24 protein-coding genes and 4 tRNA genes are annotated in these 23,960 nt (G+C 42.7%); 18 read left to right on the forward strand and 10 right to left on the reverse strand.

The window, feature by feature from the left end; all coding sequences use genetic code 11:
• Positions 1-473 precede the first annotated feature (473 nt).
• The 4 genes from BP27_RS16805 (at position 474) to BP27_RS0110825 (ending at position 4,478) form a co-directional block, all read left to right on the forward strand.
• Positions 474-1,115 carry an RpnC/YadD family protein gene (locus BP27_RS16805; protein ID WP_051610525.1) on the forward strand — a complete coding sequence of 214 codons (642 nt, stop codon included), beginning with the start codon at positions 474-476 and terminating at the stop codon, positions 1,113-1,115.
• An 86-nt stretch (positions 1,116-1,201) separates the two neighbouring features.
• Entirely contained in the window at positions 1,202-2,533 is a 1,332-nt protein-coding gene (locus BP27_RS0110815) for an ATP-binding protein (protein ID WP_027851569.1), read from the forward strand.
• A 12-nt stretch (positions 2,534-2,545) separates the two neighbouring features.
• Positions 2,546-3,337: a hypothetical protein gene (locus BP27_RS0110820; protein ID WP_027851570.1), complete on the forward strand. Its 792-nt coding sequence runs from the start codon at positions 2,546-2,548 to the stop codon at positions 3,335-3,337.
• Positions 3,327-4,478, forward strand: a complete 1,152-nt coding sequence (locus BP27_RS0110825; protein WP_027851571.1) for a hypothetical protein — start codon at positions 3,327-3,329, stop codon at positions 4,476-4,478. Before BP27_RS0110820 ends, BP27_RS0110825 begins: the two co-directional genes overlap by 11 nt.
• On the opposite strand, the gene BP27_RS0110830 is transcribed toward BP27_RS0110825, so the two are convergent.
• Entirely contained in the window at positions 4,475-5,656 is a 1,182-nt protein-coding gene (locus BP27_RS0110830; RefSeq protein ID WP_027851572.1) for an MFS transporter, read from the reverse strand. The two genes, BP27_RS0110825 and BP27_RS0110830, sit on opposite strands and share 4 nt — an antisense overlap.
• Before the next feature lie 99 nt (positions 5,657-5,755).
• Between BP27_RS0110830 and BP27_RS0110835 the strand changes: the two genes are divergently transcribed.
• From BP27_RS0110835 to BP27_RS0110860, 6 genes are all read left to right on the forward strand, one after another.
• Positions 5,756-6,712, forward strand: coding sequence for an arsenic resistance protein (locus BP27_RS0110835; RefSeq protein WP_027851573.1), 957 nt, complete (start codon positions 5,756-5,758; stop codon positions 6,710-6,712).
• 97 nt (positions 6,713-6,809) lie between these two features.
• A complete protein-coding gene (gyrA, locus tag BP27_RS0110840) occupies positions 6,810-9,557 on the forward strand; it encodes a DNA gyrase subunit A (protein ID WP_027851574.1) in 2,748 nt (915 codons plus the stop codon).
• 67 nt (positions 9,558-9,624) lie between these two features.
• A complete protein-coding gene (locus tag BP27_RS0110845) occupies positions 9,625-10,653 on the forward strand; it encodes a methionine ABC transporter ATP-binding protein (RefSeq protein ID WP_027851575.1) in 1,029 nt (342 codons plus the stop codon).
• Positions 10,646-11,311, forward strand: a complete 666-nt coding sequence (locus BP27_RS0110850) for a methionine ABC transporter permease (RefSeq protein WP_027851576.1) — start codon at positions 10,646-10,648, stop codon at positions 11,309-11,311. Before BP27_RS0110845 ends, BP27_RS0110850 begins: the two co-directional genes overlap by 8 nt.
• Before the next feature lie 21 nt (positions 11,312-11,332).
• Positions 11,333-12,124: a MetQ/NlpA family ABC transporter substrate-binding protein gene (locus BP27_RS0110855; protein ID WP_027851577.1), complete on the forward strand. Its 792-nt coding sequence runs from the start codon at positions 11,333-11,335 to the stop codon at positions 12,122-12,124.
• 23 nt (positions 12,125-12,147) lie between these two features.
• Positions 12,148-12,408 (forward strand): glutaredoxin family protein, encoded by a 261-nt coding sequence (locus BP27_RS0110860; protein WP_027851578.1) that lies wholly within the window; start codon positions 12,148-12,150, stop codon positions 12,406-12,408.
• Here the strand turns inward: BP27_RS0110860 and BP27_RS16040 are convergent.
• Positions 12,405-12,695, reverse strand: coding sequence for a WGR domain-containing protein (locus BP27_RS16040; RefSeq protein WP_051610526.1), 291 nt, complete (start codon positions 12,693-12,695; stop codon positions 12,405-12,407). The genes BP27_RS0110860 and BP27_RS16040 overlap by 4 nt on opposite strands.
• Positions 12,696-12,759: 64 nt before the next feature.
• Between BP27_RS16040 and BP27_RS0110870 the strand changes: the two genes are divergently transcribed.
• The gene (locus tag BP27_RS0110870; RefSeq protein WP_027851579.1) at positions 12,760-13,890 is read left to right on the forward strand and encodes a 4-phosphoerythronate dehydrogenase; all 1,131 of its coding nucleotides are present in this window, start codon (positions 12,760-12,762) and stop codon (positions 13,888-13,890) included.
• Positions 13,891-13,912: 22 nt separating this feature from the next.
• Here BP27_RS0110870 and BP27_RS0110875 read toward each other — a convergent pair whose 3' ends face one another.
• From BP27_RS0110875 to BP27_RS0110900, 6 genes are all read right to left on the reverse strand, one after another.
• Positions 13,913-15,616 carry a methyl-accepting chemotaxis protein gene (locus BP27_RS0110875; RefSeq protein ID WP_027851580.1) on the reverse strand — a complete coding sequence of 568 codons (1,704 nt, stop codon included), beginning with the start codon at positions 15,614-15,616 and terminating at the stop codon, positions 13,913-13,915.
• A 116-nt stretch (positions 15,617-15,732) separates the two neighbouring features.
• Positions 15,733-16,629, reverse strand: coding sequence for a protease HtpX (gene htpX, locus BP27_RS0110880; protein WP_027851581.1), 897 nt, complete (start codon positions 16,627-16,629; stop codon positions 15,733-15,735).
• 66 nt (positions 16,630-16,695) lie between these two features.
• Positions 16,696-17,910 (reverse strand): pyridoxal phosphate-dependent aminotransferase, encoded by a 1,215-nt coding sequence (locus BP27_RS0110885; protein ID WP_027851582.1) that lies wholly within the window; start codon positions 17,908-17,910, stop codon positions 16,696-16,698.
• Positions 17,911-17,936: 26 nt separating this feature from the next.
• Positions 17,937-19,145, reverse strand: coding sequence for a GGDEF domain-containing protein (locus BP27_RS16045; RefSeq protein ID WP_051610527.1), 1,209 nt, complete (start codon positions 19,143-19,145; stop codon positions 17,937-17,939).
• Between the two features lie 62 nt (positions 19,146-19,207).
• Positions 19,208-20,086 (reverse strand): ribosome biogenesis GTPase YlqF, encoded by an 879-nt coding sequence (ylqF, locus tag BP27_RS0110895; RefSeq protein ID WP_036240113.1) that lies wholly within the window; start codon positions 20,084-20,086, stop codon positions 19,208-19,210.
• An 8-nt stretch (positions 20,087-20,094) separates the two neighbouring features.
• Complete coding sequence (locus tag BP27_RS0110900; protein WP_027851584.1) at positions 20,095-20,859, reverse strand: hypothetical protein; 765 nt, start codon at positions 20,857-20,859, stop codon at positions 20,095-20,097.
• 200 nt (positions 20,860-21,059) lie between these two features.
• Here BP27_RS0110900 and BP27_RS0110905 point away from each other — a divergent pair.
• The 4 genes from BP27_RS0110905 (at position 21,060) to BP27_RS0110920 (ending at position 21,404) form a co-directional block, all read left to right on the forward strand.
• Positions 21,060-21,135: transfer RNA gene (locus tag BP27_RS0110905), tRNA-Glu, on the forward strand.
• Position 21,136: 1 nt separating this feature from the next.
• A tRNA-Gly gene (locus BP27_RS0110910) sits at positions 21,137-21,211 on the forward strand.
• 41 nt (positions 21,212-21,252) lie between these two features.
• A tRNA-Glu gene (locus BP27_RS0110915) sits at positions 21,253-21,328 on the forward strand.
• 1 nt (position 21,329) lies between these two features.
• Positions 21,330-21,404: transfer RNA gene (locus tag BP27_RS0110920), tRNA-Gly, on the forward strand.
• A 243-nt stretch (positions 21,405-21,647) separates the two neighbouring features.
• Here the strand turns inward: BP27_RS0110920 and BP27_RS0110925 are convergent.
• Positions 21,648-21,851, reverse strand: coding sequence for a helix-turn-helix domain-containing protein (locus BP27_RS0110925; RefSeq protein ID WP_027851585.1), 204 nt, complete (start codon positions 21,849-21,851; stop codon positions 21,648-21,650).
• A 131-nt stretch (positions 21,852-21,982) separates the two neighbouring features.
• On the opposite strand from BP27_RS0110925, the gene BP27_RS0110930 reads away from it, so the two are divergent.
• The 3 genes from BP27_RS0110930 to BP27_RS16050 are packed head-to-tail and all read left to right on the forward strand — an operon-like array spanning position 21,983 to position 23,645.
• Positions 21,983-22,198 (forward strand): hypothetical protein, encoded by a 216-nt coding sequence (locus BP27_RS0110930; protein WP_027851586.1) that lies wholly within the window; start codon positions 21,983-21,985, stop codon positions 22,196-22,198.
• Between the two features lie 9 nt (positions 22,199-22,207).
• Entirely contained in the window at positions 22,208-23,395 is a 1,188-nt protein-coding gene (locus tag BP27_RS0110935) for an Arm DNA-binding domain-containing protein (RefSeq protein ID WP_027851587.1), read from the forward strand.
• On the forward strand, positions 23,382-23,645 hold the full coding sequence (locus tag BP27_RS16050; protein ID WP_036240114.1) for a hypothetical protein: 264 nt from the start codon (positions 23,382-23,384) through the stop codon (positions 23,643-23,645). The genes BP27_RS0110935 and BP27_RS16050 overlap by 14 nt, the downstream gene beginning before the upstream one ends.
• Before the next feature lie 81 nt (positions 23,646-23,726).
• On the opposite strand, the gene BP27_RS0110945 is transcribed toward BP27_RS16050, so the two are convergent.
• Positions 23,727-23,954: a hypothetical protein gene (locus BP27_RS0110945; protein WP_027851588.1), complete on the reverse strand. Its 228-nt coding sequence runs from the start codon at positions 23,952-23,954 to the stop codon at positions 23,727-23,729.
• Positions 23,955-23,960: the final 6 nt, after the last annotated feature.

Consider the following 23,960-nt stretch of genomic DNA (forward strand, 5'->3'; position numbering starts at 1 on the left):
GTTGTCTTCCCCACGACCGTGGGGGTGTTTCCCACGGTACCGATTCGGATTAGATTACTGATTAGGTCTTCCCCACGACCGTGGGGGTGTTTCTTAGAGTTGGCCGGTTCATTCTCGAGCTGTTCTGTCTTCCCCACGACCGTGGGGGTGTTTCTACTTAAAAAACCGGCTTCATCGTGACGCGCATGTCTTCCCCACGACCGTGGGGGTGCTTCCGACACAGAAAGCTACATACAGCATGTGGCTAGGTCTTCCCCACGACCGTGGGGGTGTTTCCTATGCCGGTTTGAAGATGTGTAGCAAGGTGTAACTTGCACTTCGCTTTTCTCTACAACGATGGTTGTGCTTGCTGTCTTGCTAATGGATAGTGGCTCAGTTTTGGGTTGTTGCCCCTACGACCTTACTGAGCCACCCCTATAGAAGTTTAGCTAAACTAAGCTAGGCTAAAGCAATCATCTTTAAAAGGAGTTGATATGAATGCCCTAGATGCTAGTCACAATAAAAATATTCGTTCCGATTACGATGGCGCATGGAAAGCCGTTTTAGAGCGCTATTTCAAAGAGTTTCTTGAGCTGTTGTTTCCAGCCATTTATAACCAAGTGTATTGGAGCAAGGGTTATGAGTTTCTTGATGGTGAATTAGAGAAAATTACTGTTGATGCCAAAACAGGTCGTCGCTATACCGATAAACTGGTTAAAGTTTATTACCAAGATGGCACGGAAGAAGGAAATAGCGAAGGCCTTTTTGATTTTAGGTTAGGTTTAACTCGCTCACTTTACCATCGCGGTTACAGCCGTGAGCAGGTGATCGAGTTATTTAATTTTATTGGCTGGATGATCCAGCTACCTGAAACACTCGAAGGCCGACTAGTTGAAGCCATTAAAGCAGTAGAAGAGGAATTAAAAATGCCTTACATAAACTTTGTTGAGCAGTATGGAATAAAGCAAGGGCTTGAACAAGGAATCGAGCAGGGTAAGCGTGAAGCTGAACAAAAGCAGCTGAAAGCAATTCGTCAGTTAATTATTCAAAAACTTCTTACAGACGAGCAGATAGCTGAAGTGTTCGATCTTAAAGTTGATGAAGTTGCTCAGTTGCGCCTTGAAATAAAAAGCTAATTTTAAATGCCCTTGCAGCTAGCTTTTTAGTGTACTGATTAGTACAGTAGTAATCAGTACACTAGTATTCAGTCAATAGGTTAGCCATGCAAAAATTCTACAACCGTGAAGAACAACTAGCACAATTACGCGCAATTAGCGGCAAGCTTAACCAAAGCAAAGGCCAATTATCGGTTGTGGTAGGCCGTAGACGAGTGGGCAAAACCCGTTTATTAAAGGAAGCCTTTAGCAACACACCTTTCTTGTATCTATTTATTAGCCGCAAAAGCGAAAGTGCCTTAGTTGATGAGTTTGCCAATATTTTACGCATTCAACTTAATGCTAAGTTTTTTAAACCTACACGTTTACTGGATATTTTTGACTACATTTTTGATTATGCTAAAACCAACCCGCTTACTTTAGTGGTTGATGAGTTTCAGGATATAGAGCGTTTAGACCCAGGCATATTTTCTGGTTTGCAAAACCTGTGGGACAGTAACAAGCGCGAAACTTTACTGCATTGGGTTTGCTGTGGTTCGCTTTACAGTTTAATGACTAAGCTTTTTAAAGGTGATAAACAACCGCTGCTTAACCGTGATGACTACTTTTTTAAAATACAGCCTTTAGCCCCGCAATACATTCAGGAAATACAGCTAGATAATGGCTTGTTTACACCTGAACGTTTGCTGCAATGGTGGTGTTTGTCTGGTGGTATTCCCAAATATTTAGAATGGCTACTGCAAGCGGGTGAAAAACCTTTCCAGCATTTAATTTCGTCTTCATCACCTTTAATTGAAGAAGGGTTACATCGGCTAGTAGAAGATTTTGGTAGTGAGCATCGTAGTTATTTCAGTATTCTTGCTGCTATCGCTATTGGCCATACCACTCGCTCGCGCATTGAAAGCTATGTGGGAGCAGGCGTTGGGCCTATGTTAGAAAAGCTGGAAAACGAATTTGATATTATTGCTAAGCATCGCCCTATACATGCCAAAGAAAACTCACGCGATATACGTTATTCGTTGGTTGATCCTTTTTTGGTGTTCTGGTTTTACTTTATTCATGCCAATCGTAGTGCTGTAGAAATGGAAAACTACACTTATATTCAAGCTCTAATTGATCGTGACTTTGCTACTTTTTCTGGCAAGCAGCTAGAAAGTTTATTTACTGCTGCCTTAAAAAAATCCCAGCAATTTAACCGTATTGGTAGTTATTGGGATAATAAAGGTGAAAACGAAACAGATATTGTGGCTATTAATGATTTAGAAAAGCGCATTTTGGTTGTTGAAGTAAAGCGCCAACAAAAACGTTTTAAGCCACAGGTGTTGGCCGATAAAACTCACCACCTGCTACAAAAAATTAACTGTTCAGGTTATCAAGTGCAGCAAGAATGCTTCGCTTTAGATAACCTAGAAGAAGTATTTAAACGTTTTTGTATTTAATGGTACGCAGGCATGCTGCTAAAATTTTTTTCTCTACGCTTAGGCTTGCTGTTGGTTTTAATAGCTTGGGTAAATTTACCTATGGCTGCTATTCAAGCAAGTCTGGTTCCTATTTGGGTTGGGGTTAGTTGGCTTGTTTATTTAACCCGTATAGAGGTAGGTGCAACAAAACGTAGGGTTTGGTTGGCTCAGTATTTAAAAAGTGAATCTTTTTGGCAGCAAAAACTGCAGCTAGGTTTTTTAGGCAAGGCTTGGCAGTTATTGCTGGCGCTTTTTTTAAGTTTGTTTTTGTTATTACAACTCTTAACTGCTGAAGCTTGGGTTTGGTGGTTATTATTGTTTAGTTTATTGCTTTTAGCTGCTGTTGAATGGCTGGCTCAACGCCTGTTACATAACTCAGCACAAGCAACCTACTTTATGGTTTTGGTTAGAAGGCTGAGTGTTTTTATTACTACAGCTTTGCTGGTGGGCTTAATGCTTTTGGTGCGTTTGCAGGTTTCTCAGCCTTGGTTAATTGGCCTTAACTGGACAGAAGCCCTACTAATGCAGTTGCCAATGCAAGGTGAAGAGGGTGTGCTATCTTTATTAATAAGATTAAGCCAAACCCTAGATATTACTTGGCAGTGGTTATTGCAGAACACCTTGGGTAATCATGATACTTCAGGCTGGTTAGGTGTTTTTGCTTGGGCGGGTATTTTTGCATTACAAGCTGCTTTTTGTATGGCTTGGGTGCAGCTCTTAACCTCGGTACATTTTTTATTCGACCGGATGTCAATCGACCTAAAGGTGAAGCATGAGAAGTGAATCAAAACCAAGGCTACCTAGTTTTGGGTCTTTGTTAGCGGCCTTTATTATTGCTTGGTTAGTCTTTGCTACTTTTAGCCATGCATTACGTTTAATCGATCAGCAGCTAGCCAATTCGCAGGTCTATAAATTAATTATTAAAGGTGAAACCCTTTTATTAGATGGGTCTAGCCTAGATGCTTTAAACCAAGAGTTAAGGCACTTTTCGACAGCAGACCAAGCATTTTTAGCTGAAAGTATGAATGCTTGGGCAGATGAACAATTAGATGCGCTTTTTGCTTTGTCTGAAGAAGGAGTAGAAAACTATTTAGATTGGTACTACTCCTTGCCAGGTTCTTATTTACGCTTATTTTACGCGCTTAAAGGTAATCTTCCCGAGCAGTTAGAAAAGCAGTTCCACCAAGTGGTTTTTGTTAATTCAGGTTTTGAATTGGCTTTAGAGCAGCTGGGTAAAAACTACACCCAAGCTTTTCAAACTCGCTTAATGGCTCAACAAGAAGAGCAGCTAAAAACACTACAAACCAGCTTGCATGAAAAATTTATTAATCGCCAGGCAAATGTGGATGAATCAGCGGCTATTTTTACGCTTAATTTAGATCAAGCTTTTATGCCAGAAATTACCTTGCCAGCAACAGATAAAGTGCGTTGGCAACAAAGTGCTGGGCTGTCTGTCGCAGTGGGGGCGGGTATGTTGGCTTTGCCCGCTGCAAGAGCGATGACTAGCCGAATAATGCAAACAACGGCAGTGCGTTCCGCCACTCGAATTACCCTAGCTTATGTTGCTAGGCTAACACCGCGTTTAGCAGCAGCTATGGCAGCAAGTGGAACAGCAACCGCCGCCGCTGCACCAACTGGCCCAGGTGCGCTTGTTGCTGGTATTGCTACCTTCACTATTTTTATAACAACCGATTGGGCTTTATTAAAAGCAGAAGAGCTGCTTTACAGAGAAGACAAAGCTTTAGGGTTAAAAGAAAGCTTAGGCGCTTGGAAACTAGAGCTAGCTAAAGAGTTAGAAGAAAAAACACGGCCTTTATTTGCAGCTAGGCAAGACTATCTAAAAGAAAGGTTAAACCAGCCTTATGTTGAAGCGGGAGTAGAGCAGCGGTTTTATCTGTTCCCTGAAAAACCGCTAGAAGATTAAGCTGAACTCGCTGCGTTGCGCTTATGGCTACGTCTACTTATCCACACCACCCACATGGCAAAAGCAATGGGTGGTAGCATTACTAGGTTTAACATTTCCCAACCTAACCAGTGTTGTAAGTGACCTGCTAATAAAGCCCCAGCGGCTGAAAAACCAAAAACTAAGAAGTCATTCATGCCTTGAACTTTAGCTTTTTCATTGGGCAGGTAGGTAAGGGTTAATAATGAAGTTGCACCGATAAAAGTAAAGTTCCAACCCACACCTAAAGCCACCAAAGCCACCCAGAAGAACCAATAGCTAGTACCGAGTTGAGCAACAAGCACGCAGAAAAGTAGCAAAGCACAACCGAGTTGAATAATAGGAACGGTGCCAAAGCGGGTAATTAAACGACCAGTAATAAAAGATGGCAAGAACATACCTAAAACGTGCCACTGAATAATGCTGGCTATATCACTAAATTCATAACCTAAGTTTTTCATGGCTAGGGGGGTGGCGGTCATGACTAGCACCATAATGCCGTAACCAATACTGCCCGAGGCAACCGCTGCAACTAGTATAGGTTGGCGTAAAAGTTGTGCATAGCTGCGCCCACCTTTTTGCTGTTCAGCAGCCGAAGGTTTTTTTAACGGCAGTGAAACAATCAATAGCATGGTGAAAACATACAGGCCCACTAAAACAGCAAAAGCACCAATAAATTCACTACTAGGAAAGAAGCCTTGTGACCAAACGGCTAGGTTAGGCCCTAACACGGCGGCTAACACACCACCACCCATAACCAAGGCAATAGCACGAGCGCTTTGTTGTGGTTGGCAAGACTCTACCGCAGCAAAGCGGTACTGCTGCCCCACACCAATTGCCATACCTAGTAAAAAGGTGCTTAAACAAAATAGGGCAAAACTTTCTATGACTAGTGAGTTGTAGGCTAAAATAGCACCGGCCACTCCAATAATATTTCCCATTAAAAAGCCGATTTTTCTACCTAGCCAACGCATTAAATGCGCAGCAGGCAAAGTAACCCCCATAAGGCCTAAAAACTGTAAGGCAACAGGTAGGGTAATTAAGCTGGCTGAAGGTGCAATTTGCTGACCAATTAAAGCGGTAACAGAAACAAGTAGGATGTTGCCACTAATCAGTAGTGCCTGGCCAAGTGCCAAGCCCCACACGGGTAAGGGAAGCATAACAAGATCTCTATAGATTAAAAGTGGCTAATGTATCACATTGCTAGGTTAATTCATGTATTCTATTAGCTAGTTCTTATATTGGTTTAAAGGTGCTTTATGAAATTTATCACTTGGTTAAGTAAAAATTTAAGTTTAAGCATTCCCCTATTTTTGGTTTTGGGGTTAGTTGCTAGTTTAACCCTGCCAACTCAATCATTAATCATGCTTATTATACCTTTCACTCTACTAATGATTTACCCCATGATGGTGGGTGTTAAGGTGCAGCAGTTAGTTGCACCAGGTAATAATGCCGTACAGCTATGGGCAATAGGCATTAACTTTTTGTGTATTCCTTTTATTGCTTATGGCTTGGGTTGGTTGTTTTTTAAAGACCAGCCAGCCTTGGCTTTGGGCTTACTGTTAACGGCTTTATTGCCGACCAGTGGCATGACTATTTCTTGGACAGGCTTTGCTAAAGGGAATGTACCTTCTGCCATTAAGCTTACGATTGTTGGCTTGCTGTTAGGCTCTGCGTTAACGCCTTTTTATGTGAAGTTTTTAATGGGTGCAGAAATACCTATCAATCTAAGCGAAGTGTTTAAGCAAATTGTGTTCTTTATTGCTTTACCTTTTGTTGCTGCCCAGTTAACACGCAAGTTTTTGGTGAGTAAATTTGGGCAAGAAACCTTTCAGAAAAAGTTAGCACCTAAGTTCCCACCTTTTTCTAGTGTGGGTGTGTTGGGCATAGTCTTTGTGGCTATGGCACTTAAAGGTGCAGATTTAGTAGCATCGCCTTCGCTAGTAGTGCAGCTACTTCTACCCTTATTAGTGCTTTATGGAATTAACTACCTAGTCAGCACCTTAGTTGCTCGTAAAATGCTGGATAGGGGCAATGGTATCGCTTTGGTTTACGGTACGGTAATGCGTAATCTTTCCATTGCTTTAGCCTTATCTATGACTGCTTTTGGCGAAGCAGGGGCAGAAGCAGCTATCTTGGTTGCCCTGGCTTACATTATTCAAGTGCAGTCGGCAGCGGGTTACATGAAGCTTTCTGATCGTATCTTCCCTAAGTAGTTTGAAAAGCGGCTGTAAGTCGAAGTGAAAGTGACTTACAGGGCACAAAAAGGGTATAATCGATTGAATATCCAAAAACTAAGAAGGACGAAGATGTATGGCTGAAGTCGCCTCAGAGATTCATCCGATTAATATTGAGGACGAGCTAAAGCAGTCCTACCTAGATTACGCCATGAGCGTTATTGTCGGACGCGCACTCCCTGATGTGCGTGATGGACTTAAACCAGTTCACCGCCGTGTGCTGTTTGCCATGCATGAGCTGAATAACGACTGGAACAAACCCTATAAAAAGTCTGCCCGTGTGGTGGGTGACGTAATCGGTAAATACCACCCTCATGGTGACTCAGCGGTTTACGACACCATTGTTCGTATGGCGCAGCCTTTCTCTTTACGTTATATGCTGGTTGATGGTCAGGGTAACTTTGGTTCGGTAGACGGTGACTCAGCTGCCGCCATGCGTTACACCGAAATTCGTATGACCAAAATCAGCCATGCACTTTTGGCAGATTTAGAAAAAGATACCGTCGACTATGTTGATAACTACGATGGTACCGAAAAAATTCCTGAAGTATTGCCTACCCGTGTACCTAACCTGCTAGTGAACGGTTCAGCAGGTATTGCGGTGGGTATGGCAACCAATATTCCTCCCCATAACTTGGGTGAAGTGGTTGATGGCTGCTTGGCTTTAATTGATGAGCCAGACTTAACCATAGACCAGCTAATGGAATACATTCCTGGTCCAGATTTTCCTACTGGCGCCATTATCAATGGTAAGGCGGGTATTATTGAGGCCTACCGTACTGGCCGTGGCCGCATTTACATGCGCGCCAAGCACCATTTTGAAACCATTGGTAACCGTGAAGCGATTGTTTTCACTGAAATTCCTTACCAGCTAAATAAAGCCAAGCAAATAGAGCGCATTGCTGAACTGGTTAAAGAGAAAAAAATAGAAGGTATAGCTGAACTACGCGACGAGTCTGATAAAGACGGTATGCGTATTGTGGTTGAAGTGAAGCGTGGCGAATCGCCTGAAGTGCTAGTTAACAACCTGTTTACCCAAACCTCTTTGCAAAATGTGTTTGGTATTAACATGGTTGCCTTGCGTGATGGCCAGCCGATGCTGCTTAACCTTAAGCAAATGTTGGAAGCCTTTATTCGTCACCGCCAAGAAGTGGTTACTCGCCGTACCGTATTTGAATTACGTAAAGCCAAAGAGCGCGGGCATATTCTAGAAGGCTTAGCCATAGCGCTAGCTAATATTGATCCTATCATTGAGCTAATTAAGGCCTCTCCTTCACCTGCGGAAGCTAGAGAAGGTTTGTTAGCGCGTGATTGGGCACCTGGTAATGTTGTAGAAATGCTCGAACGCGCTGGTGCAGATGCTTGTAAACCCGATGACCTTGAAAAAGGTTTGGGTATGTCTGAAAACCAAGACGTTTACCGCTTATCTCTAGTGCAGGCACAAGCAATTTTAGATTTACGCCTGCACCGCTTAACGGGTATGGAGCATGAAAAGCTACTAAGTGAATACCGTGAGCTACTGATAAAAATTGCTGAATATATGGCTATTTTGGCTGACCCAGAATTACTTATGCAGCTAATTCGTGAAGAACTTACAGCTATTCGTGCTGAGTATGCTGATCCACGTCGAAGCGATATTATCGCCAGCCGCCAAGACTTCTCTATGGAAGACTTAATCGCTGAAGAAGACATGGTGGTGACTATTTCGCGTACCGGTTATGCCAAAACTCAGCCGTTAAGTGATTACCGCGCTCAGCGTCGTGGTGGTCGTGGTAAATCGGCAACCGCAATGAAAGACGAAGATGTTATAGAGCACTTATTGGTGGCCTCAACTCACGCTACCATTATGCTCTTTTCAACACGCGGCAAAGTTTACTGGTTAAGAGTGTTTGATATACCCACAGGTAGCCGTGGTTCGCGTGGTCGTCCTTTGGTTAACCTGTTGCCACTCGAAGAAGGCGAGCAAATCACCACCATTTTACCCGTCACAGAATACCGTGAAGATCACTACATCTTTATGGCAACGGCTCGCGGTACGGTTAAAAAAACCAGTCTAGACCAGTTCTCTCGCCCTCGTTCTAGCGGCTTAATTGCTTTAGACCTAGATGAAGGCGATCACCTAGTGGGTGCGGCTATTACCCACGGTACAGATCACGTTATGCTGTTCACCAGTGCGGGTAAAGCTATTCGCTTTGAAGAAGATCGTGTGCGTAGCATGGGTCGTACAGCACGTGGTGTGCGGGGTATTCGCCTACCAGAAGGTGGCGAAGTTATTAGCCTAATTATTCCTCGCTCAACAGTTATCGATGCAGATACTGACCTAGAAGACGAAGCAGATGATGCAGAAGTGCTTGAGCAACAAGCAGTTGTAACCGATGAAACCACATCAGCAGACAAGGAAGAAGCTGCAGTTGAGTCTGGTCCTATTTATATTCTAACTGCTTCTGAAAATGGCTACGGCAAACGTACCCGTTTACCTGAGTTTCCTTTAAGAGGTCGTGGTGGTCAGGGCGTTATTGCCATGCAGTGTAGTGAACGTAACGGTGGTTTAGTTTCTGCCATTCAGGTTGAAGATGGTGAAGAAATGATGCTAATTACCAACCGTGGCACCTTAGTGCGTACAAGGGTTGATGAAATCTCAACTACTTCTCGCAATACTCAAGGCGTTACACTGATTCGCTTAACCGACGACGAAAAACTGAGTGGTACGGTGCGTGTTCAGGACATAGGTGAAGACCCAGATGCTGAACTCGATGAAGATGCAGTGGAGCTGTCAGAAAATGATCAGCCTGAAGCAGATCAAGATACACCTGCCGAAGACTAAACTTCGTTAGAAAATAAAAACCTAATCCCGGCCGAGTGCCGGGATTCTCATTTTAGGTATTAGACCGGTGATCGAGTTTTTCCAAGTTAATAAAGCTTATCAATTAGGCAAGAAGTCTATTACAGCTTTGCACACAACCGATTTGCAAATTCCTACAGGACAAATTTATGGCCTAATTGGGCATTCGGGTGCAGGTAAATCTACGCTTATGCGCTTAATTAACCGCCTAGAAGAACCCAGTGCAGGGCGAATTGAAGTGGATGGACTAGACATTACCCAGCTAGATGCTAGTGGCTTGCGTAGTTTTCGCCGCAAAGTGGGTATGATTTTTCAGCACTTTAATCTACTCACTTCACGCAGTGTGGCAGACAATGTTGCCTTGCCTTTAAGGCTGGCAGGTGAGTTGTCTAAAAGTGAAATTAATAAAAAAGTTAGTGACTTACTAGCTAGGGTAGGTTTAGAAAACCACGCTAAGAAATACCCAGCCCAACTATCGGGTGGTGAAAAACAGCGTGTGGGTATAGCTCGTGCTTTAGCCACAGATCCAAGTATTTTATTATGCGACGAGGCCACCAGTGCGCTAGACCCACAAACCACAGGACAGGTTTTAGAACTCTTAGCTGAAATTAACCGTGATTTAGGGCTAACCCTAGTTTTAATTACCCATGAAATGGATGTAGTGCGTCGCATTTGTGATCAGGTAGCGGTTATGGATGGTGGTGTTATTGTTGAACAGGGTCAGGTTGCAGATGTTTTCTTGCATCCACAGCATCCCACCACTAAACGCTTTGTTTATGAAGCAGAGCAGGTGAACGAAGATGAACAAGTACAAAATTTGGCAGAAGTGGAAGGACGCATTTTGCGTTTAACCTTTCAAGGTCAAGCCACCTACGAGCCTCTACTGGCTAGGGTTGCTTATCAAACGGCTATAGAGTTTTCAATCATATCGGGAAGAATTGATCGTATTCAAAATGCGCCCTATGGCCAATTAACAGTTGCATTTAAAGGTGAAAAACTAGAAGAAGCTATGCAAATGTTGGCTGCTGCTGAAGTGCATTTAGACGTTGTTCGTTATGAGGAAGGCCACCATGAATAATTTATTAGCTAATGTAGACTGGTACGAAATTTGGCTAGCAAGCTTTGAAACGCTAATGATGTTGGGTGGTTCTTTACTATTTACGGTTGTTTTAGGGCTACCCTTGGGTGTGTTGTTATTTTTAACTGGCCCTAAGCAAATGTTTGATCAAAAAGCTTTGTACTCAGTTTTATCGCTGATTACCAATATATTACGCTCTCTTCCTTTTATTATTCTTTTAATTGTCATGATTCCTTTTACGGTAATGATTACAGGTACTTCGTTAGGCGTGGCAGGCGCAATTCCTCCTTTAGTTGTGGGTGCTACACCCTTTTTTGCACGTTTAGTAGAAACCGCGCTAAGAGAAGTTGACCGGGGTATTATTGAAGCTACCCAAGCAATGGGAGCAACGACTAAGCAAATAATTATTAGTGCTTTGTTACCCGAAGCAAGACCGGGTATTCTAGCGGCTACAACCGTAACAGCCATTACCCTCGTTTCTTATACTGCTATGGCAGGTGTGGTAGGAGCGGGTGGTTTAGGTGATTTAGCCATACGCTTTGGTTATCAGCGTTTTCAAACCGATGTCATGGTCGTAACCGTGGTGCTTTTACTGGTATTAGTTCAACTATTGCAAATGGTGGGTGACCGCTTAGTGGTTCACTACTCTCGTAAATAATTGTTAGAAAGGAAAAGTAAGATGAAAAAACTATTCACTGGCTTGGCAGTTGCTTTAGCTTTTACAGCTCAAGCCTCTTTTAGTGTTGCTCAGGCTGGCACTTTGAAAGTAGCTGCAACGGCTGTTCCTCATGCAGAAATTTTAGAATTTTTAAAACCAAGGTTAGCCAAGCAGGGCGTTACCCTAGATGTAAAAGTATTTACTGATTATGTGCAGCCTAATGTGCAAGTGAACGAAGGCCGTTTAGATGCTAACTTTTTTCAGCACCAGCCCTATTTAACAGAGTTTAATAAAAGCCGTAAAACTCAGTTAGTCAGTGTGCTAGGCGTACACGTTGAGCCTTTTGGCGCCTACTCAAGCAAGCATAAGTATTTAGATAAACTACCCGAGCGTGCACAAGTAGCAATACCTAACGATGCCACTAACGGCGGTCGTGCACTTTTACTTCTGCAAACAGCAGGTTTAATTAAACTTAATCCAGAAGCAGGCGTGACAGCAACCCCACGTGATATTATTGAAAATCCTAAAAAGTTACGTTTTAAAGAGCTAGAAGCAGCCACTTTGCCACGTATTTTAGGTCAAGTAGACTTGGCGCTTATTAATACTAACTATGCGTTAGAAGCAGGCCTAAACCCTGCAAGTGATGCTTTGGTTATTGAAGGTAAAGATTCACCCTATGTTAATATTTTGGTTGTTAAAGAGGGTAACGAAAACAATGCAGATTTAATTAAACTGATTGCTGCATTAAAAACCCCCGCAGTAAGCAACTTTATTAACTCAACTTATAAGGGTGCGGTTGCACCGCTTTATTAAGTCAATTTTGTAAAGGAAGTAAAATGGCAGAGGGTCTGCACTTAACACTCTATACAACGGAAGGTTGCCACTTATGTGATGAGGCCTTGGCCTTGCTTAATCCTTGGTTAGCTAAAGGTTTAGGTTTGGCTTTGGTTGATATTGCAGAAGATGACTTATTAATGGCACGTTATAGTGTGCGTATTCCAGTGATAGCCAGCCCTAGTGGTGTAGAGCTAGGCTGGCCTTTTAGTGCCGAAGGTTTAGCTAGCTGGATACAAAATTTGCCAGAAAATGTAAGTTAGCTATCTTGAAAAGGTAGCTCATCTTTCATGGTGCTTTTTATAGAGCCGGGGATATCGTCTGGGTTGTTAGCTTCTAACACCTTATGATAGCCTCGGCTTTCTTGTATGTGGCGTATATCATCAACTAGGGTCGCGGCTTCTTCAGGCGAAGCAACCAGAGTGTGCTTAATACCACCATAAAGAGTGCCAGACTGTCCCCAAGCTCTAGTGACTAACCAGTCGCCAAACATATCTTGGTGAACATGGACTAAATAATAGTCCTGATCTTTTTCCCAACGTAGAATCAAGATAGATCCTTAATAAAATAATAATTCGAAGTTGCGATTGTAAACCCTGCGGAGAAAAAAGCCCATGCGTCTAATAGTTGATGAGAACCTTCCCTTTACTGAAGCATTTTTTGGAAAAACAGCTGAACTTGTCTTTCTCCCCGGAAGTGAAATTAAACCAGCCGATGTAAAAGATGCGGATGGGCTGCTGGTTCGTTCGGTTACCCAGGTTAATGAGCAGCTACTTCAAGCTAGTAAAGTAAAATTTGTTGGTACAGCAACCATTGGAGTTGACCACATTGATGAAGCTTGGCTAAACACTAAGGGTATTAAATTTGTCAGTTCACCCGGTTGTAATGCTAACTCGGTGGTCGATTATGTTGTTGCTTCTTTGTTATGGCTGGCTTTAGAAGACGGTTTTAAATTAAAAGACAAAGTGATTGGAGTGGTTGGTGTAGGCCAGGTGGGCGGTCGTTTAGCTGCTAGGCTAAGTCAGTATGGTTGTAAGGTTTTATTAAATGATCCACCCAGAGCCATTAAGGGTGAAAAAGGCTTTTTAGATTTGCATGATGTTTTACAAAAAGCAGACATTGTTTGTTTACATACACCCTTAACCTCAAAAGGCGAGTTTGCCACCAAGCACTTAGTCGGTGTCGATGAGTTAGCTTTATTAGAGGGTAAGTATTTATTAAATGCCGGTAGGGGTGGAGTGGTTGATCAACAGGCATTAAAAAACCAAATTAAGAAAAAAACTGCGCCCTGGTTGTTGTTAGATGTGTTTGAAGGTGAACCAAGTTTAGACCAAGAACTAATAACTCACTGCCTTTTAGCGACACCACACATTGCTGGTTATAGTTTAGAAGGCAAAAGCCGTGGTACCGAAATGCTCTATCAAGCTTGGTGTATGCATTTAGGTATAGAGCCAGAAGTTACCCTAGCGGAATTACTGCCAGTGCCTCCAGTCGATTTATTAAGCCTAGATACAGCCTGTGGAGTGGAGGAAGCTTGTAGGAGAGCTGCGCACCTGTGTTATCACCCTTTGAATGATAGTTGGCGCTTATTAAAAGCATTAAAAACTAATGCTGCCTCAGCAGGTGTTTATCAGGCGTTACGCAAAAACTACCCAATTAGACGTGAGTTTTCTTCATTAAAGGTTAAAGCAGCCAACCCAGAGCAAGCCAGTGCATTAAAGGCACTGGGTTTTACTCTGAGTTAAGTGGCTAAATATAAAGGTTAGATTAAACTTTAAAGCGCTTAATGCGGCTATTGAGTTCTTTGGCTAACTTTTCTAATTCAAAGCTGGCTTCATGGGTTTGGCTGGTAGATGCAGAGCTACTCACACACAACTCTACCAGCGTTACTATATTGCGGTTAATTTCTTCTGCAACGGCAGATTGCTGTTCAGCAGCAGAAGCTATGAGTTGGTTCATATCTCGAATATGCTCAGCAGCTGTAGCAATTAAATCGAGTGATTTTTCAGCTTCATTAGCGGCAGCAACTGTGGATTCAGTTTCTTTAATGCTGGCATCCATAACCGTTACGGCTTGCTCTGCACCAGATTGTAGTAGGCTAATCATACGATGAATTTCTTCAGCACTTTGCTGTGTGCGGCTAGCTAGGCCTCTAACTTCATCGGCTACTACTGCAAAGCCGCGCCCTGCTTCACCCGCTCTGGCTGCTTCTATGGCAGCATTTAAAGCCAGAAGGTTGGTTTGTTCGGCTACATCTTGAATGACTTTAAGCACATCACCAATATTGGTCGAGTCATCATTGAGCTTATGAATTACCTCAGTAGAGTTGCTAACTTTTTCAGCTAAAAGCGCTATTGCCTTGCCAGCATCATTAACCGAGCCTCGACCTGCTATGACTGCCTCGTCGGTTTTATTGGCTGCATCGGATGCTTGGCGTGCGTTTTCAGACACTTCTAAAATAGTATGACTCATTTCATTAATAGCAATAGCAACCTGGTCAGTTTCTTGGGTTTGCTGGTCTTGAGTGCTATGGCTTTCTTGTGCAACTGAGGCCAGTTGGCTGGAAGCACTCGATAGACTGTTAGATATTTGACTAATACCTCGAATCATTTCGGCTAACTGCTTGGCCATAGCGTCTACCGCGCCTATCACACTTTCTGGTGTGGCTTTACTACTGACTTCACAGCCAGTGAAATCACCTTCGGCAACTTTTTGTACTAGCTGTTTTGCTTCTGCAACCTCACCACCTAGTTGCTTAAGAACCCAACGCCTTATGTAGGCTGATAACAGCATAATACCGATAATAATAGCTAGCCCCATAAGGCCGATTTGTTTTGCTAAAGACCAGAATTGCGCACTGACATCATCGATATAAATACCTGAACCGACCACCCAGCCCCAGCTAGCGTTGCCTGCTACATAAGAAAGCTTTTTAAAGCGTTCTGTGGTTACTCCACCACCAGCAATGGCTTTAGGCCATTGGTACTCAACAAAACCAGCGCCATATTTTTTGACTGTTTCTGCAAAGGCCACAAAAAGATTTTTATTGTCTAGAACTTCTGCTTGGCTACCATCTCGGTTACGCGAAAGAATCGCATAGTGAAAACTGGGTTTATCTAAAACAGTGCCATCTAAAGCCGGAGAGGCGGAGTGCATAATCATTTTAGGGATGGGGGTGGTTAAATCATTGATCCAAAAATATTCAACCTGGTCATAACGAAGTGATTTAATTGCGTCCATTGCTCTAGTCTGTGCTTCGGAGCGGCTTAACTTGCCTGAACTTTCTAAAGACTGATAATGGTTGATAACGCCACTTGCAAGATCAACCACTGCTACAACACGGCTTTCCCGTTCTTTTACTAAGGTAGCGTTTAGGGCATTCAGTGCAACTAAGGCCAGCAAAACTAAGCCTGTTAAGGCGGCGATAGGCAGCAATAAAAGACGGCCACCAATGGTGTTCAGCTTAATCATTATTTTCGCTCCAAAAATGACAATCCAGTCATTCAAAGGGTTAAAAAAAAGCTAGAAGTGATTTTCTAGCTTTTTTTATTGATGCAATTTCCTGATATTACCCTAGCGAATCAATTTTAGGTATACGCCTTATTGCGTAGAGCGTTAATACGATCATCCAAGGGTGGGTGACTAGAAAAGAGCTTTTGGATCATGCTTGTGGCCTGTCCTTTGTTGATTCCAAAAGCGGTTAGTGTGTCTGGCATTTCGTTGGGTAGGTTTTGTTCATCTTTTAAACGCTGTAGGGCGTTAATCATCGCGCCGGAACCTGCTAAGCGTGCACCTGCTTCATCGGCACGGTATTCACGAAAGCGGCTAAACCACATAACGATAGCTGAAGCGAGTATGCCTAGAACTATTTCGGCAATAATGGTGGTCACAAAAAAAGCAATGCCATGCCCTTCGTTTTCATTTTTGAAAATAACTTTATCGACTGTATGGCCAATAATGCGCGCAAAGAACATAACAAAGGCATTCACCACACCTTGAATTAGAGCAAGGGTTATCATGTCGCCATTAGCAACGTGGCCAATTTCGTGTGCCAGTACTGCCCTTACTTCTTCAGGGCGCATACGGTGTAACAACCCACTAGAAACAGCAACCAGGGCTGCGTTGCGGTTCCAGCCAGTGGCAAAAGCATTGGATTGATTCGATGGGAAAATGCCCACTTCAGGCATGCCTATACCGGCTTTTTTAGCTAGCTCTGCTACAGTTTGCACTAGCCATTGCTCTTGCTGATTGCGTGGCTGGGTTATAACTTGTGTGCGTGTGCTTCTTTTTGCCATCCATTTAGAAAGGAATAAAGAAACCACAGAGCCTGCCATACCAAACACAAAGCAAAAGATTAGAAGGCTAGTTAGGTTTAAGCCACCGCTAGCATCTAAGTAACTACCTACGCCCAGTAAATTAAGCGTAATGCTTGCTATAACAATTACAGCTAGGTTGGTTAGTAAAAATAAACCAATGCGCATCATTCGGGTGTTTCTCCTAAGTTAATCTACAAGCTACTAGATGAGGCTTTTTGCTGGAGGTTTCAAGTGCTACTGACGGTAGCGTGATAAAAAGCGTTCAAGGCGACTAATTGCATCTTCTAGCTGGTCAACTCTAGGCAGTGTGACTAGGCGAAAGTGGTCGGGCTGCGTCCAGTTAAATGCAGTTCCTTGAACAACAAGTAGTTTTTCTTGCTGAAGTAGGTCTAAAGTAAACTTTTCATCGTCTTGAATATTGAACTTTTTTGGATCCAAGCGCGGGAACATATACAAAGCGCCTTTAGGCTTAGTACAAGTAACCCCTGGGATTTGAGTAATTAATTCATAGGCTTTATCGCGTTGAGCTAATAAGCGGCCACCAGGCAGAATGTAATCATTAATGCTCTGATAACCACCTAAAGCCGTTTGTATGGCGTGTTGTGATGGCACGTTGGCACACAAGCGCATAGATGCCAGCATGGTTAGACCTTCTTGATAGTCTTGTGCTAAGTGTTTAGCACCAGAAAGAATCATCCAGCCAGAACGAAAGCCAGCTACACGGTAGCTTTTAGATAACCCATTAAAAGTACAAAATAAAATGTCATCCGCTAGGCTAGCAATAGAGGTGTGCTCTTCTCCGTCATAAAGAATCTTGTCATAAATTTCATCTGAGAAGATAATTAGCTGATGCTCACGAGCAAGCTCAATAATTTGTTGTAGTAGTTCTTCTGAGTAGAGTGCCCCTGTAGGGTTATTAGGGTTAATAATAACGATGGCACGGGTACGGTCGGTAATTTTCTTTTTAATATCTTCTATGTCTGGAAACCAGTCACTTTGCTCATCACAGATATAGTGAACCGCATTGCCACCAGCTAGGCGAGCTGCAGCAGTCCATAAAGGATAGTCAGGTGCAGGTATTAGCACTTCATCTTTATGGTTTAGTAGACCTTGCAAGGCCATAACAATCAGTTCACTTACGCCGTTACCTAGGTAAATATCTTCAATGCCTACATTGGCAATATTTTTTCTTTGGCACTCTTGCATAACGGCTTTGCGAGCTGAATATAGCCCCTTGGAGTCGCTGTAACCCTGAGCAGTGGGTAGGTTACGAATTACGTCTTGCAGTATTTCATCGGGAGCTTCAAAACCAAAAGGTGCAGGGTTACCTATATTCAATTTAAGAATACGGTGTCCTTCATCTTCCATGCGCTTTGCTTCCTGTAACACAGGGCCGCGTATGTCATAGCAGACGTGCTGAAGTTTGTTGGATTTACGAATAGTTTGCATGAGTGGAATTCCAGAGTGTTCTTGAATCAAAAGTAGCTATAAGTATCTTCTTGCTTTGGCGAATCATAGGCAACATAGCGATTGCGGCCTAAGCTTTTGGCTTTATAAAGGCGTGCATCAACTCTATTGAGTGCTGCATCAAGGGTTTCATCAAAACGTATTTCGGTAATACCTATGCTGGTAGTGAAATTAACAGCTTCACCATCATGGGCGATTACAGTTGCTTTTTCAGACTGTAAACGAATACGTTCTGCTACTTGAATAGCGTCTATTTTAGGTGTGCCAGGTAAAACAGCAATAAACTCTTCGCCACCGTAGCGGGCGATTAAATCATTGTTTCTAAGCTCATCACGCAATACCTGAGCAAATACCTGCAGCACTTGATCGCCAACCGAGTGGCCATAAGTATCATTAATGCGTTTGAATTTATCTAAATCAAACATAAGCAAGGTAATGGGGGCAGGAATGTCATTTGCTTCTAGCTTCTCATCCCTGCATTCACATAGCTGTTTGAGTTGCTCTAGCAAAACACCCCGGTTTAATAGTTGGGTTAGGCTATCCATACTAGCTTGGCGATAAAGTCTAAGTAGTGTACTGACTTGTGAATGATTCGCCCACAAGGAGATAGCAAGAACTATAACCAGTAACCCAAGGTTTTGCCCACCATAGGCAGTGGTTAGCTCATTTAGCTCTGTTAAAGCAAAAAACTGAATGCCTATAACGGTTAAGCCAATGCCTAAACTTTCAATAAGGGTTAAAGGAAAAACACTTAAAAAAGCGATAATCAGTAGCGGTATAAAATTATAGCCCACCAAAGAAATCATTCTATCGCTATAAAAAATGACCAGCGCAAAATAAAAAATAGCCGGAAGCAGTAAGAGCAAAGCCAATGTATTGCGAATTCTGTTGAGTTGGTGCTTGTTGCGTAAGGCAGAAATAATAACCAAGGCTAACAAAGCCATAAGAATTAAACGGCTGGCTACTAGGTTGGTTAGCATTTCTTCAGGTAGTAGTAGGTAGTCTACAACTATCCATAAGGGAGCAAGCAGGAAAAAAACGATAGCCACAAAGAGTACACGAGTGCGTAGGTATTCACTGCGTGCAAAATTAAAGTCGCGTGAGTGGTGCCTGTTATTGAGCGAGTCACGAAGGCTTGCAGGCATCCAAGGAGGTGACCAAGGGTTTTGACGCTTTAACTTTAAACTAAAACGGCGGCGCTCAGAAGATTTACCCATTAACTAACTCCAGCCGAGGGTGCTTATTTAATTCTACTAGTACAAAAGGTTTAGACAGCATACTACTCAGCTTCATCTGCATTAAAAAGGTTATCTTCTTCTGTTTCAGCGGGTATATCTAGGGGGCCTTCTAAAGAAATGCGTCCAATTAACCCGGCGCGTAACTCATGTAGCAAAACTTCACTTGCTCTATGCAAATCAACCAAGCCACCTGCCCGCAGCCCACCACGTCGGGTGGCAATTTCTTTTAATAATTCTTCTGGGCTAGTAGGTAATGACTTAAGCTTATAGCGAGCTTGGGTTGCTTCTGGGTAACGCGCTAATAAGTTTTCGGCTGTCCACAAACCAACGTCTTCATAGTCCATGGCTGTATCACGAATAGCGCCTGATGCTGCTAAGCGATAAGAGCTACTGGCGTGTTCTATACGGGGCCAAAGTACACCTGGGGTATCCGTAATTTGTAAGCGCTCACCTACCTGTATTTTTTGTTGACGTTTAGTGACTGCAGGCTCGTTACCTACCTTGGCAATTTTTTTACCAGCTAGGCTATTAATGAGTGTTGACTTACCAACATTGGGAATGCCAATAACTAAAGCTTTGACCGAGCGACTTTCCCTTACTTGGCTAGCAAGTTGTTGGCAAGTACGCGCAATGGGTTGAAGTGTTTTAATGTCGCTAGTAACGATGGGTAAAGCACGAGTGTTAGCCTGCTCGTTAAAGTAAGCCACCCATTCAGCGGTTATATTTGGGTCTGCTAAATCACTTTTAGATAAAAGTTTTAGAACAGGTTTGTGGCGCGCTAATTTGGCTAGTACAGGGTTAGCACTAGAAAAAGGTAGGCGAGCATCGAGCATTTCAATAACGACATCGACTTCGGGTAAAGCATTTTTAATTTCCCGGCGAGCTTTATGCATGTGGCCGGGGTACCAATTAATAGTCATTATTTGTATTAGTCATCGTAAACTTGCTTTTTCTTCCAGCTTTCTTCGCCTTCCATCATTTCATCTACACTGGAAGCTAACTGGTTGTCGTTATGCTCAGATTCAACTGCTATGCGCTCTTCTAGCTTGGCGATTATCTCTCGGCATTCAAGCAGGGTTTGGTTGTGAATCCCGTTGGGGTTATTGCGGTTTAACTCACTCATAATACGCTTATAGTGCACTACAGCAATGCGGTGATTGTTTTCAGCTTCAGCTTTACGTGCAGAAGCTCTAAACACTTCCACTAGCGTTTGCGTAAAACCTAACTTCACTTCATTAATATAGGTTTGAGCTATGCGGTGGGCAATTTTTCTTTCTTGGTAAAGCCCAATAATAATTTTATTTAGCTGCTTTAGGTTGCGGCGCACACCATTGGCAGTTTGTAGGTCTGTAATGGGTTCTGGTTTGGGCTGATTGCTGCTACGAATTTCCTGTAACTTATTTTGTGCAGCTTCTGTTTCAGTCTTAATACGTGCTTCTTTACAGCCAAGCTGCTCTTGCTCTTGGAGCAGTTCAAGCCATTGTTCAGTGATAAAAACTCTAAAATCTGCTGAGATATAATGCGGTGGAATTTCTTCTAAGAGTAGCTGCACCTGGCGGCCGCGATCTGCCAACATGCGAATTCTACGCTGTTGTTCTATCTTCTTCTTTTCATTTTGTTGGCGTGTATAAACTATCACCACCATAATTAGGGCAATAAAAAAAATACCGCCTAGAACTGCAACAATAACCATTCCTTGCTCCTGCAGGCAAATTGTTTGATCAAGGCAAAAACCTTAAAGTGGGTAAGTATCTTACAAACTAGGGTGGTATGACAATGCCTAGAGTGAAAGCCTTATAAAAATAGCGACCATTAATAGAGTATTGAAAAAGTAAGTTGACATAAGTTCAGCAAGTGCTTAGTATACGCGCCATCCTGAACGGAGCAACTTACGTCCCATTCGTCTAGTGGTCCAGGACACCGCCCTTTCACGGCGGTAACAGGGGTTCGAACCCCCTATGGGACGCCAAGCGGGAATAGCTCAGTGGTAGAGCACAACCTTGCCAAGGTTGGGGTCGCGAGTTCGAATCTCGTTTCCCGCTCCAAATAGATTGCCAGTATTAGTGATGTTTTAAAGCTTTAATTTGTCCCATTCGTCTAGTGGTCCAGGACACCGCCCTTTCACGGCGGTAACAGGGGTTCGAACCCCCTATGGGACGCCAAGCGGGAATAGCTCAGTGGTAGAGCACAACCTTGCCAAGGTTGGGGTCGCGAGTTCGAATCTCGTTTCCCGCTCCAAATTTTAAGAACCAGCCTTAGGGCTGGTTTTTTCGTTTATGGCTTATAAATCATTAGCTTAGCAAGATTTTTTTTCACTTCTTTTTTGAGTTTATGCAGTAAACAGTAATTACTTATTTCACTACAAAACCAGGTGGTGACCAAGAAGTGACCAAATGGTGACTAATCTTTTTTGATGCAAAAATAACTGAACACAACCTCACATTTCCAATTCTGCTTAAAAACGGTGACCAACACTTTTGGTCACCGTTTTTCTAATACAAAAAGCTCTCCTACCTCTATATCTAAATAGGTACAAATTTTTGCTATAGCATCTAATTCGACACGAGTTGCCGTTTCATTATAAAGACGGTGGAGAGTGTTTTTGTTTACTCCTGTCTCTCTTGATAACTCAGCAACGTTTATTTTCTTTTCGCCAAGAATTATCGATAAACGACACTTAAGCATAAATAAATACCCTCTATAGGTAAAAAGTACTTGCAATAAGTATTTGTGATGTTAAAGTACCTGCTATGGGTATTTAGTACCTGTTGCAGGTTTTAGATGTTGCTTGTAGGTAAAAGATAACTGGAGGGATTATGACACAAACATATTTAACTACCAAAGAGCTTGCTCAACGTATTCGTTATGACGTGCGAACCATTCGTAATCAATTGAAGGACAGTGTGCTGATGGAGGGAGTGCATTACATCCGCCCTTTTGGGGGTCGAAAAATTCTCTTCCTCTGGGAGCAAATTGAGAAGGATATGTGTAAGGCATCTTCCACAGATCACCTTATCGGCTGTCTACAATAGGAGAGAATAATGGCTTCAATTAATGTACGACGGGGAAAACTGGTTATTGATTTTCGTTACTTGGGGATGCGTTGCCGTGAACAGACAGTGTTGCCTGATACACCGGCTAATAGGAAACAGCTTAATGAGCTTGCCAATAAAATGGAGGCAGAAATTACACTTGGTATTTTCGACTATGCCAAGTACTTTCCGAAAAGTAAGCGCTTAGAAGAAGTTGCTGAGCTTAGGGATCGTAAAATTGCAGCAACATCACGCTGCCCAAATTTTTCAGCATTTTCAGAAGTTTGGTATGAGGAGAAAAAAATTGAATGGAAGACTACTTATCAAAGAAAAGTAACAACAACACTTAACAAATACTTGAAACCACACTTTGGTGGGCAAGTAGTTAAAAAAATAACTAAGTCAGACCTTCTGGATTTTCGAGCCTCGCTCGCCAAAGTTCAGTTCGAAAATCAGAAGTGTCTGTCAGCATCACGGATAAATCAAATAATGATACCACTTCGCATGATACTGGAAGAGTCAGCAGAAAGGTATGGATTTGAAACCCCATATAAAAATATTCGTAACTTGAAGGAGGTAAAAACAGTTGTTCATCCTCTAAGCTTAACTGATGTTTGGCGTTTTATTAACTCTGTACGAATGGACTTTAGAAATTACTATATAGTGCGCTTTTTTACTGGAATGCGCACTAGTGAAATTGATGGTCTCAGGTGGAGAAACGTTGATCTAGATAAGCGGTTAATTCGTGTTGTAGAAGCTTTAGTTGATGGCAAGACAGAAACAACAAAAACCACTAGCTCAGTCAGAAATATTCATATATCTGACCGTGTTTTTGAAGCTTTGCAGCATCAGTATCAACTAAGTGCAAGGCACTCTGAATATGTGTTTTGTGACAGTAAAGGTGGACCCTTAAATTACCGTAATGTAAACCGTAGAGTTTGGCATCCCACTTTAATGATATTGGGATTAGAGCCACGTCGTGCTTATGAAACTCGTCATACAGCAGCAACCCTGTGGTTAGCAGCAGGTGAAAATCCAGAGTGGATAGCTAGGCAATTAGGGCATTCAAATACAGAAATGCTATTTAGGGTTTATAGCCACTACGTGCCTGATCTAACCCGTAGAGATGGCAGTGCATTTGAAGCCTTGCTACAACAAAGTGCTAGAGAACTGGAGGTTACCAATGAAGATGAATAAAAGCCGTATTTGGGTTTCACCTAACGCACGTCTGATGGGTAACCATCTTATTGCTAGGCTTAAAGTACGTCGTGGTTATGGTATAGCAATTTATTTGGGTGTAGATAGTTTTTACACTAATTTTGAAGCAGTTTACTTGTGGGTTGATCAAAAACTAGCCGTTAATCAAGCTGATTATTTAAAACTGGAAACTGTATGTTCCGCTTTTATTGATCAGTTGCCTAAGGAGATGGTTGGTGATATCGATTAAGTAACAAATTATAAGTTGAACCAAAAAGCCACCTAGCTTCTAGCAGGTGGCTTTTTAGTGGGTGCAGTTTATAGCAGTCTTTTATTTAGGTAGGTTTGGCCATTTGCCGCCCCAGTTAAGTATTTCTTTCATGGCTGCTTCTTGTTCTTGGTGGCACCAAATACCCCAGTAGCGGCTTTTCTCTCCGGTGTTGCCGTCAACACACTGCACAAAGGCGTAGTGTTTACCGTGTTGGCCGGTTTCTAACTTAACAAAGCAGCGGGGATCGCTGTCATCAAACACTAAGTTGGTGGATGTGGTTACACGCATGTTGCC

The sequence above is a fragment of the Marinospirillum insulare DSM 21763 genome, from assembly GCF_000686905.1.
Classification (GTDB): Bacteria; Pseudomonadota; Gammaproteobacteria; order Pseudomonadales; family Halomonadaceae; genus Marinospirillum; species Marinospirillum insulare.

Bases quoted from the DNA above. Each gene is read 5' to 3' on its own strand.
- BP27_RS16805 (WP_051610525.1), top strand. From the start codon at position 474: ATGAATGCCCTAGATGCTAGTCACAATAAAAATATTCGTTCCGATTAC.
- BP27_RS0110815 (WP_027851569.1), top strand. From the start codon at position 1,202: ATGCAAAAATTCTACAACCGTGAAGAACAACTAGCACAATTACGCGCA.
- BP27_RS0110820 (WP_027851570.1), top strand. From the start codon at position 2,546: ATGCTGCTAAAATTTTTTTCTCTACGCTTAGGCTTGCTGTTGGTTTTA.
- BP27_RS0110825 (WP_027851571.1), top strand. From the start codon at position 3,327: ATGAGAAGTGAATCAAAACCAAGGCTACCTAGTTTTGGGTCTTTGTTA.
- BP27_RS0110830 (WP_027851572.1), bottom strand. From the start codon at position 5,656: ATGCTTCCCTTACCCGTGTGGGGCTTGGCACTTGGCCAGGCACTACTG.
- BP27_RS0110835 (WP_027851573.1), top strand. From the start codon at position 5,756: ATGAAATTTATCACTTGGTTAAGTAAAAATTTAAGTTTAAGCATTCCC.
- gyrA (WP_027851574.1), top strand. From the start codon at position 6,810: ATGGCTGAAGTCGCCTCAGAGATTCATCCGATTAATATTGAGGACGAG.
- BP27_RS0110850 (WP_027851576.1), top strand. From the start codon at position 10,646: ATGAATAATTTATTAGCTAATGTAGACTGGTACGAAATTTGGCTAGCA.
- BP27_RS0110855 (WP_027851577.1), top strand. From the start codon at position 11,333: ATGAAAAAACTATTCACTGGCTTGGCAGTTGCTTTAGCTTTTACAGCT.
- BP27_RS0110860 (WP_027851578.1), top strand. From the start codon at position 12,148: ATGGCAGAGGGTCTGCACTTAACACTCTATACAACGGAAGGTTGCCAC.
- BP27_RS0110870 (WP_027851579.1), top strand. From the start codon at position 12,760: ATGCGTCTAATAGTTGATGAGAACCTTCCCTTTACTGAAGCATTTTTT.
- BP27_RS0110875 (WP_027851580.1), bottom strand. From the start codon at position 15,616: ATGATTAAGCTGAACACCATTGGTGGCCGTCTTTTATTGCTGCCTATC.
- htpX (WP_027851581.1), bottom strand. From the start codon at position 16,629: ATGATGCGCATTGGTTTATTTTTACTAACCAACCTAGCTGTAATTGTT.
- BP27_RS0110885 (WP_027851582.1), bottom strand. From the start codon at position 17,910: ATGCAAACTATTCGTAAATCCAACAAACTTCAGCACGTCTGCTATGAC.
- BP27_RS16045 (WP_051610527.1), bottom strand. From the start codon at position 19,145: ATGGGTAAATCTTCTGAGCGCCGCCGTTTTAGTTTAAAGTTAAAGCGT.
- ylqF (WP_036240113.1), bottom strand. From the start codon at position 20,086: ATGACTATTAATTGGTACCCCGGCCACATGCATAAAGCTCGCCGGGAA.
- BP27_RS0110900 (WP_027851584.1), bottom strand. From the start codon at position 20,859: ATGGTTATTGTTGCAGTTCTAGGCGGTATTTTTTTTATTGCCCTAATT.
- BP27_RS0110925 (WP_027851585.1), bottom strand. From the start codon at position 21,851: ATGCTTAAGTGTCGTTTATCGATAATTCTTGGCGAAAAGAAAATAAAC.
- BP27_RS0110930 (WP_027851586.1), top strand. From the start codon at position 21,983: ATGACACAAACATATTTAACTACCAAAGAGCTTGCTCAACGTATTCGT.
- BP27_RS0110935 (WP_027851587.1), top strand. From the start codon at position 22,208: ATGGCTTCAATTAATGTACGACGGGGAAAACTGGTTATTGATTTTCGT.
- BP27_RS16050 (WP_036240114.1), top strand. From the start codon at position 23,382: ATGAAGATGAATAAAAGCCGTATTTGGGTTTCACCTAACGCACGTCTG.
- BP27_RS0110945 (WP_027851588.1), bottom strand. From the start codon at position 23,954: ATGCGTGTAACCACATCCACCAACTTAGTGTTTGATGACAGCGATCCC.